Origin of the sequence: Saccharothrix sp. CCNWYY140, from assembly GCF_037401995.1 — a bacterium.
Lineage (GTDB): Bacteria > Actinomycetota > Actinomycetes > Mycobacteriales > Pseudonocardiaceae > Actinosynnema.
This window is the reverse complement of the sequence record NZ_JBBEGC010000046.1, coordinates 49837-58569: the sequence shown is the minus strand read 5'-3', so window position 1 is coordinate 58569 and position 8733 is coordinate 49837. Positions and strand designations below refer to the sequence as shown.

At 72.4% G+C, this 8733-nt stretch carries 7 protein-coding genes and 1 other RNA gene; 2 read left to right on the top strand and 6 right to left on the bottom strand.

Going from position 1 to position 8733, the window contains the following annotated elements:
* The first annotated feature begins 489 nt into the window (after positions 1-489).
* Entirely contained in the window at positions 490-834 is a 345-nt protein-coding gene (locus WBN91_RS21070; protein WP_337724796.1) for a hypothetical protein, read from the top strand.
* Positions 835-1267: 433 nt separating this feature from the next.
* Here WBN91_RS21070 and WBN91_RS21065 read toward each other — a convergent pair whose 3' ends face one another.
* Entirely contained in the window at positions 1268-2869 is a 1602-nt protein-coding gene (locus WBN91_RS21065; RefSeq protein ID WP_337724795.1) for a DUF6345 domain-containing protein, read from the bottom strand.
* Positions 2870-3094: 225 nt separating this feature from the next.
* Positions 3095-3495: RNase P RNA component class A (rnpB, locus tag WBN91_RS21060), an RNA gene on the bottom strand.
* Positions 3496-3717: 222 nt separating this feature from the next.
* Between rnpB and ssuE the strand changes: the two genes are divergently transcribed.
* Complete coding sequence (gene ssuE / locus WBN91_RS21055) at positions 3718-4275, top strand: NADPH-dependent FMN reductase (RefSeq protein ID WP_337724794.1); 558 nt, start codon at positions 3718-3720, stop codon at positions 4273-4275.
* A 5-nt stretch (positions 4276-4280) separates the two neighbouring features.
* On the opposite strand, the gene WBN91_RS21050 is transcribed toward ssuE, so the two are convergent.
* The 4 genes from WBN91_RS21050 to cobC are packed head-to-tail and all read right to left on the bottom strand — an operon-like array spanning position 4281 to position 8480.
* Entirely contained in the window at positions 4281-5564 is a 1284-nt protein-coding gene (locus WBN91_RS21050; protein WP_337724793.1) for a bifunctional RNase H/acid phosphatase, read from the bottom strand.
* Complete coding sequence (locus WBN91_RS21045; protein ID WP_337724792.1) at positions 5561-6298, bottom strand: zinc ribbon domain-containing protein; 738 nt, start codon at positions 6296-6298, stop codon at positions 5561-5563. The genes WBN91_RS21050 and WBN91_RS21045 overlap by 4 nt, the downstream gene beginning before the upstream one ends.
* A 2-nt stretch (positions 6299-6300) precedes the next feature.
* Positions 6301-7440 (bottom strand): Nif3-like dinuclear metal center hexameric protein, encoded by a 1140-nt coding sequence (locus WBN91_RS21040; RefSeq protein WP_337724791.1) that lies wholly within the window; start codon positions 7438-7440, stop codon positions 6301-6303.
* On the bottom strand, positions 7437-8480 hold the full coding sequence (gene cobC / locus WBN91_RS21035) for an Rv2231c family pyridoxal phosphate-dependent protein CobC (RefSeq protein WP_337724790.1): 1044 nt from the start codon (positions 8478-8480) through the stop codon (positions 7437-7439). The genes WBN91_RS21040 and cobC overlap by 4 nt, the downstream gene beginning before the upstream one ends.
* Positions 8481-8733: the final 253 nt, after the last annotated feature.

Genomic DNA, 8733 nt, shown 5'->3' with positions numbered 1-8733 from the left:
GTCCGCGAAGCGCCTGGTCATGAGGGGTGTTGGCGGGTGCCGGCAGGTGACGGGAGAAGTGGATCTCTAATCCCGAGTACGCAGGACTTCGCCGGGCGAGCCGAGGGGTGCCCGTCCGGTTCGTGCGCTATCGAGTAGAACACGTCTTCGTCACGAGGTGTATCGGTCCTCTAGCGGTGGGTAGATCACTAGCTGTTCCCCCGGGTGTCGGGCGGGCTCGACGTTGATGTTGACGCGGTTCCCCTGGATGTTGATTACGTCTAATCTGACCACGCACATCATCGTTCGAGGCGAGCCGGTGGAGAACCGGCGACACTGGATTCTCCCGATTGCCGAAATAGTTCACCCGACTGCGAACTCCCTGGTCACGCACGGTGTGCACGACCCTGGTCCCCCTTGTCCACCCCACCCCAGCGATGACCCGTCCGGCCGGGACGCGGCCCCGAACGGGCCGCACCCCGGAGTGACGACGCCGAGGAGGCCCGCAGCATGGTCCAGCCGCCCGAAGCCGCACCCGAACCAGCCTCCGGAGTGAAGGAAATCACCGTCTCGGTGGCCGTCCCGGGCACGGATCAGGCTACCGGGACGGACGGCCGCCCGGGGCGGCGGGTTCAGCGGACGGTCAACTTCGACCAGGACGTGCTCGAGCGCGCCCGGGCGGCAGCGACGTACCTGGCGGCCTACGAGCCGGAGGCCGGCGTGCGCAGCCTGGCGGACATCGTGAACCCGGCCGTCGAGGCCTACGTGGCCGACCTGGAACGCCGCTTCAACGCCGGCACCCCGTTCCGCCCCGTCCACCGAATGCCCCCGGGCCGCCCCTCCCGCCGCTCCTGACCCACCCCGGCCGCGGCTCCACCCGAGCCCCCGGCTTGGGCACCGGTAGCGGAACGGGTGCTGGCGCGGCTCTGGGGACAGCCAATCTCGCCAGGCCCTACCGGAGCGCCCGACCCAAGTGGCCCCGGCCGCGATCGCCGCGGCGCTGCCCGAGCACCGAGCGGCCCCAGACCGGCCCAAGCGAGCCAGGCCCCGCCCGAGCGATCTCCCCGTTCGCCCGCGCTCCTCATTCCACGGGACGCGCGAGTCGGCGATCGGTGCCCAAACTGACATGTCGCTCGATCGGGTGAGACTTCGGGAACCCGCGCCCGCCGCCCGTCCAACCGTGCCCGCCGGCCCGTTCAACGTGGTCAGAGCGCCGCGAGTTCCCCACGAACGGGGTCCTTCCGCCCCCAGTTCAGCGGAAGGACCCCTTGGTGTCGGGGAGCAGTGGTCAGCTGGTGCCCGACAAGCGCCAGTAGCCGACGGTCGGCAGGGTGTCCGGGCCGACCGCGCCCTTGGTCCAGAAGTAGTCGTTGAAGTTCGCGATCCACGCGTTGCCGATCGGGCCCATCGTCGCCCACACCACCCACGCCGGCTGGGTGTCGATCGACGCCTGCGCCCACGCGTCACGGACCTTCATCGGCTTGTTCCACCACAGGAACGGCGTCCGCAGCAGGTAGTTGCCGAACCGGCCGCCGTGGACGGCGCTGTGCATGGACACCGTGTCGAAGCTGTTGATCTGGTGCAGCCCGCGGAACGCCTTGCCCCAGCGCTGCGCCCAGTTCAGACCACCGGACGTCTGCTGGAGGATCGAGCAGGTGAACAGGCTCATCCACTCGACGTCCCGGTTGCCCCAGCGGGCGTCGTTGTTGGACAGGAAGCTGTCGGTGTTCGCGCTGCACCCGGAGAACGAGAAACCGGTCGGCGAGCCGTGGCCCTGCCAGTAGGTCATGTCCACGTCGTCCGCGTACACGTGGTCCAAGCCGCCCGGGAACGCCGGGTCCTTGAAGTCCCGCTCCCACGCGTTGGCGTTGAGCCAGCTGAACTGCACCGGGATACCGCGACTCGTGAACTGGCCGTTGAACGCCCCCACGTTCAGGTGCGTCCACGGCAGACCCGAGCACGCGCCGGTGCCCTCGCTGCCGACGTCGATCCGGTTGGTCCACTGCGGCACGATGACGCCCTCGGCGCGCGGCGGCTGCTGGGGGCCGGGGGCGGGCAGGGAGCCGTCGACCGCAGCGGGCACGGTCACCGACTGGGCGGCGGAGCCGTCCGGGGTGACGCCGGCGCAGCGCAGGCTCGGCTCCAGCTTGTCGATGCGCTCGGACAGCGCGGGCGCGTCGTAGACGTAGGAGACGTCGGTGACCTTCACCGCGCCGCCGAACTGCTTGGCGCACCGCTCACGGCCCTGGGTCAGGTCGAGCACCGGGATGGTGCCCACCTTCGCCAAGTCGCGCGTGCTGTGCGTGAGACCGGCGACCGCGCCCTGCCCGTCGAAGGCGATGCGCAGCTTCGCGCCGGCGCCTTCCAGCGGGATGCCGTCCAGGTTGAACGAGAAGGACACCGCGGTGTCGATGGGCGCGGTGTGGAAGGGGCGTCCGTTGACGTCCACGAGTTCGAGCGTGGTGTGCCGCGCGGCGGCGATGGCGTTGGTCGGGAGCAGGCCGGCGCCGCGCAGGGTTTCGACGGCGCGCTTGGTGGCGTCGTCGGTGGGGATGGCGCGCAGTTGCTTGATGCGTTCGACGTCCAGGGCGGTCTGCTGGGTCTCCAGGCCGTCCTCGTCGGCACGGCCGGCGCCCTGGTCGAGGCCAGGCACCTTCAGGTAGGTGGCCTCGTCGGCGAACGTGACGGCACCGGTGTCATCGCGCTGTAAGTCCTTCAGCCCGAACGCTCTTTGCAGGGCCGTGGCCTGTTCGGCGCTGAGCCCGGAGCCGCGGACCTCGTAGACCGGCAGTTCGGTGGCCGCGGCGGCGGTGACGGTGCTGCCGAGCGACGCCGCGCCGATGAGTCCGGTCAAGGCGAGCCACGTGGTGGCCCGCTTGGTGGTGGACATGGGTTCCCTCCTCTTCGGTGACCGCGGGGGCAGGACCCCGCGGTTCGGCAGGAGGACTTCGTTCCGGACCCGGTGATACCGAGGACCACTCGAACGGCCTCAAATGTGTAACACCGTTGAGGTGCAAAGGATTTATAGGCGCACCAGTGCGCCCGTTTCGCGTTTACCACCTGCGCCGGAGCCGAATGGCGCAACGCGGTGCGCGTGCGGGGAACCGCAGTGGGTCGGATGAGTCGGCATGTAAGCCGGATTCTGTTCCCGGGCGCCTCGCGGCGGTCCCGTTCGGCGGCCATCCATCTCGGCCTGCCGTCGCCGACAGGCTCGTGCGGCCTACCCGCAGGCATCGGGCGGGCCGCCCTCGATCGCCTGCGCAGGTGCCCGGGGGCACCCTCTTGGCCTTGCTCCGGGTGGGGTTTACCTAGCCGCCCCGGTCACCCGGGGCGCTGGTGGTCTCTTACACCACCGTTTCACCCTTACCCCGGCTCGTCGCCGGGGCGGTCTGTTCTCTGTGGCACTGTCCCGAGGGTCGCCCCTGGTTGCCGTTAACAACCACCCTGCCCTGCGGAGTCCGGACTTTCCTCGGCGACAGACATGAAATCTGTCGACGCGACCGCCCTGCCGACTCATCCGGCGCCCATCGTACTCGACGACGTCCCAGGCAGTGGAACCGACCACCCGAAACCTTGTCGTGATGTGGAACGTCCTGCTCTACTCGAAACATGCCAGGAATCGGGGGACTCACCCGCCGCAGGCACATCGACTTCGGTCGCGCGGCGGCTGCGATCTGTTGTCGCTGACACATTTCACCTCGTAGTCCGAGCCTTTTTCCCGGAAGGTGTCAGCGAGCCATGTCGTCCATTCTGGTCATTTCCGGCAGCCCTTCTCCGGCGTCGCGCACGGGCATCGTCGTGCAGTACGTCGACGACTTGCTGCGCGAGGCGGGTTACGACGTCCAGGTGCTGCACGTGCGGCGGTTGCCGACGCTGTCGCTGCTCACCGAGGACCTCCAGGACCCGGAGATCGGCGAGGCGGTGAGCGCCGTGCTGCGCGCGGACGGCATCGTCGTGGCCAGCCCCGTGTACCGGGCGGCGTACAGCGGGCTGGTGAAGGCGCTGCTGGACCTGCTGCCGAAGAGGGCGCTGCGCGGACGCGTGATCCTGCCCCTGGCCACCGGCGGCAGCCAGGGGTTCCTGGTCGCGATGGACTACGCCCTCAACCCGCTGCTGACCGGCAAGGGCGCGGACACCGTCCTGCGCGGCGAGTTCGTGCTGGACCCGGACATCGAGGGCGAGGTGATCGCCCCGGGCCCCGCGGAGGCGATCCGCACGGCGGTGGACGGCTTCGCGCTGGCCGTGGAGGACGCCCGGTTCCGCCGCAAGCGCGCCCACCTGCGCCCCGCCGTGTAGCCCGGCTAACCCAGGTGCGAGGTGTCGTTGACCAGCCGGACCGAGCAGTGGCCGTCCGGGTAGAACTCGACGACCGACAGCGACGCCAGGTCCAGGTGCAGCCGGAACAGCAGCGACGGGCCGGAATCCAACGCGATGCGCAGCAACTGCTTGATCGGCGTGACGTGGCTGACCACGACGACGTTCCCGCCGGGGTGGCGGTCGAGCAGCTCGCGCAGGGCGCCGCGGACCCGCTCGTGGACCTGGTCGAAGCTCTCGCCGCCGGGCGCGGGCACCGCCGGGTCGCCCAGCCACAGCCGGTGCACCTGCGGGTCGCGGGCGGCGGCCTCGGCGAAGGTCAGGCCCTCCCAGCCGCCGAAGTCGGTCTCGATGAGCCCGTCGTGCGTGGTGGCGTCGAGCCCCACCGCCTGCGCCACGGCCTGCGCGGTCTGGTGCGCGCGGTCCAGCGGTGAGCAGACGACGGCGGTCACCCGGTCGACCTTGGCCAGCCGCCGCGCCGCCGCTTCGGCCTGCCGACGACCCACTTCGGTGAGCGGCGGGTTGCCGCGACCGGAGTAGCGCCGGGCCACGGACAGCTCCGTCTGGCCGTGGCGCAGCAGGTAGAGCCGGGTCGGCTCGCCGATCGCCCCGGTCCACGAGGCCGGCGGCGCGGTCTCGGCCCCACCGACGCCTTCCTCGGCACTCGACAGGTCCAGGGCGAGCACACCCCCGGAATCGTCGGTACCGCCTGGGACAATCGGATCCGGGGGCGCTCCACCCGCACTGTCGGTACCGCCTGGGACAATGGACCCCAGGGGCGCTCCGGCCGGATTGTCGGTACCCCGTGGGACAATGGAAGCGGGGGCCGGAGGCCGCGGCTCGGCGGTCGCCGGGGTCGTCGCGGAGCGGCCCGCTTGGGCGTCCATCGCCTCGTTGGCCAGCCGGTCGGCGTGCTTGTTGCGATCGCGCGGCACCCATTCGTAAACGACCGACTCGAAGGCCAGCGCCGCCTCGCGCGCCTCGGCCACCAGCGGTTTCATCGCCGGGTGCTTGACCTGCCAGCGGCCGGACAGCTGCTCGACCACGAGCTTCGAGTCCATCCGCGCGACCACCGCCGAGGCGCCCACCTCCGCCGCCGCCCGCAGGCCCGCGATCAGGCCCCGGTACTCGGCGACGTTGTTGGTGGCGATGCCGATGCCGGCCGACCGCTCGGCCAGCACGTCACCCGACGGCGTCCGCACGACCGCCCCGTAGCCCGCCGGGCCGGGGTTGCCGCGCGAGCCGCCGTCCGCCTCGACGACGACCTTCACAGGCCCGATTCCCCGGTGCGCACCATGATCGCGCCGCACTCCTCGCACTGCACGACCTCGTCCGGCGCGGACTCCTTGACGTTGGCGAACGCGCTGCGGTCCAGCTCGATCCGGCACGCGCCGCACCGCCGCGACTGGAGGAGCGCCGCGCCGATGCCCTTGTGCTTGCGGACCCGGTCGTAGAGGGCCAGCAACGGCTCCGGGAACTGCTTCACCACGATGGTGCGCTCGGCCGTGCGCTTGGCCTCGGTGGACTCCAGGTCGGCCAGCGCGCTGTCCCGGCGCCGCGCCGCGTCGGACAGGGCCTCCTGCGCCTTGTCCAGCTCGACGCGCGCGTGCTGCACGTCGGCCTCGACGGCCTCGCGCCGCTCCATCAGCTCCAGCAGATCGTCCTCCAGGGCGGCCTGCCGGCGCTCCAGCGTCGCCAGCTCGTGCTCCAGGTCGGTGAGCTGCTTGGCGCCGACGGTGCCGCCCTGCAACAGCTTGCGGTCGCGGTCCTCGCGGGCGCGGACCTGGTCGATCTCGGTCTCCTGGCGCTTGACGTCGCGGTCCAGGTCGCCCAGCGTCGTCTCGATCGTCGTCAGGGCGTCCTGCTTGGCCCGCACCTGCTTCTCGGCCTCGGCGATCTCGTTGATCTCCGGCAGCGTCCGGCGGCGGTGGGCCACGCGCGACAGCTCGGCGTCGACCTGCGCCAGGTCGAGCAGCCTGCGCTGCACGGCGGGTTCGGCTTTCACTTTCAGCGCCCTCCAGTTCGGCTCGTCGCGCCGACGGTCCACGGGTCGGTCCGGCGGGTGGAGACGAGGACATCGACCGTACCGCCGAACGCGGTCCGCACGACGCCGGCCGCTTGGCCGCACCACGGCCACTCCCCCGCCCAGTGCGCCACGTCGACCAGCGCCGGACCGCCCTTGGCCACGTGCTCGCCGGCCGGGTGGTGGCGCAGGTCGGAGGTGACGTAGGCGTCGACGCCCGCGCGCGTCGCGGCGGCCAGGTAGCTGTCGCCCGCGCCGCCGCACACGGCGACGGTCCGGATCGGCCGCTCCGGGTCGCCGGCGGCGCGCACGCCCCACTCGGTCGGGGGCAGGGCGTCGGCGACGCGCTGGGCGAACACGCGCAGCGGCTCGGGCTCGGGCAGCACGCCGATGCGGCCGATGCCGGTGTCCGACGGCAGCGCGGGGACCTCGTTGAGGTTGAACGCGACCTCTTCGTACGGGTGCGCCGCGCGCAGGGCCTTGATCACCTCGGCGCGCAGGCGGCGGTCGAGCACGATCTCGATCCGGGTCTCGGGCAGGCGCTCCAGCTCGCCGACGCTGCCGATCGCCGGGTTCGCGCCCTCGACCGGCCGGAACTGGCCGACGCCGTCCACGGTCCACGCGGTGTCGCGGTAGTCGCCAATCGAGCCCGCGCCGGCGGCGTGCAGGGCGTCGAGCACCTTCGCGGCGTCGGGCAGGGGCACGTAGGTGGCCAGGACGTCCAGCTCGCGGCCGGGGTTCGGGGTGAGCGGGCCGGTCACCTCCAGGCCGATGGCCTGCGCCAACGCGTCGGACACGCCGGGGTTGGCGGCGTCGGCGTTGGTGTGGGCGGTGTAGAGGGCGACGCCGGACCGGATGAGCCGGTGCACCAGCGCGCCCTTCGGGTCGTCGGCCGGGACGCCGGTCACGCCGCGCAGCAGCAGCGGGTGGTGCGCCACCAGCAGTTGTGCGCCGACCTCGACCGCCTCGTCCACAGTGGACTTGTCGACATCGACGCAGAACAGCACGCGGGACACCGGTTCCGCGCGGTCGCCGCACACCAGGCCCACCGCGTCCCACGACTCGGCGGTCGCGGGCGGGTAGGCGCGTTCCAGGGCGGCGAGGACGTCGCCGAGCGTGGTCACCGTTCCTCCAGCACGACTCGCAGGGCGTCCACCAGCAGTGCGAACTCCTCGGGCGCGCGCACGGCGACGCGGAGGTGGTCGCGGGTCAGGCCGGGGAACGTGTCCCCGCGCCGCACGGCGATCCCCTTGTCCCGCAACGCCAGCCGCACCCGTTCCCCGTCCGGCACGCACAGCAGCGCGAACGGCGCGTCCGGCGGGACCACCACCAGGTCACCGAGGGCCTCGACGGCGTGCCGCGTGTGTTCCCGGCACTCGACGGCCAGTGCCTCCGCCTCGGCGACGGCGGCCGGCTCGCAGCACGCCGTGACCGCTTCCAGCACGAAGCTGCTCACCGGCCACTGTGGACGGTGCAGGTCCAGCTTCGCCAGCAGTTCCGGCGCGCCCAGCACGTACCCGGCGCGCAGGCCCGCCAGGCCCCACGTCTTGGTCAGGCTGCGCAGCACCAACAGGCCCGGGATGTCGCCGCGCCCGGCCAGCGACTCCGGCTCGCCCGGGACCGTGTCGGCGAACGCCTCGTCCACCACCACGATCCGACCGGGCCGGCTCAGCGACGCCACCACGTCGGCCGGGTGCAGCACGGACGTCGGGTTCGTCGGGTTGCCGACCACCACCAGGTCCGCGTCGTCGGGCACCAGCGCCGGCCGCAGCCGGTAGCCGTCGGAGGCCGACAGGTGGACCCGGTGCACGGGCACGCCCGCGTCCCGCAGCGCCACCTCCGGCTCGGTGAACGACGGGTGCACCACGGCCGCCAACGACGGGTGCAGCGACGGCAGCAGCGCGAACCCCTCCGCCGCACCGGCCAGCACGAGTACCTCGTCGGGCCGGCGACCGTGCCGAGCGGCGACGGTCTCCCGCGCTAGCCGGTCCGCGTCGGCGCTGGGGTAGGAGCCGAGCCCGTCGAGCACCGCCGCGAGCCGGTCCTTCAGCCACGCCGGCGGTGCGGGCATCCGGACGTTCACGGCGAAGTCGACAAGGCCGGGAGCCGCGTCGACGTCCCCGTGGTGGCGCAACAGCGCCCGGCCCGAATCCTGGCTGGTCATCGCCGGGAGTCTAGGCGATCGACCCACCACGACCCGCGCCCACCGCACGTCGGCCGACTCACCGCCGACACCCCGCGCCGCCCAGCCGCCCCCGACCCCCGCCGACCGACCCCCGACCCGCCCAGTCGGCCCCGACCCCCGCCGCCGACACCCCGAGCCACCGAGCCACCGAGCCACCGAGCCACCGAGCCACCGAGCCACCGAGCCACCGAGCCACCGAGCCACCGAGCCAGCCTCGACCCCCGCCGACCCG

Bases quoted from the DNA above. Each gene is read 5' to 3' on its own strand.
- WBN91_RS21065 (WP_337724795.1), bottom strand. From the start codon at position 2,869: ATGTCCACCACCAAGCGGGCCACCACGTGGCTCGCCTTGACCGGACTC.
- cobC (WP_337724790.1), bottom strand. From the start codon at position 8,480: ATGACCAGCCAGGATTCGGGCCGGGCGCTGTTGCGCCACCACGGGGAC.
- ssuE (WP_337724794.1), top strand. From the start codon at position 3,718: ATGTCGTCCATTCTGGTCATTTCCGGCAGCCCTTCTCCGGCGTCGCGC.
- WBN91_RS21070 (WP_337724796.1), top strand. From the start codon at position 490: ATGGTCCAGCCGCCCGAAGCCGCACCCGAACCAGCCTCCGGAGTGAAG.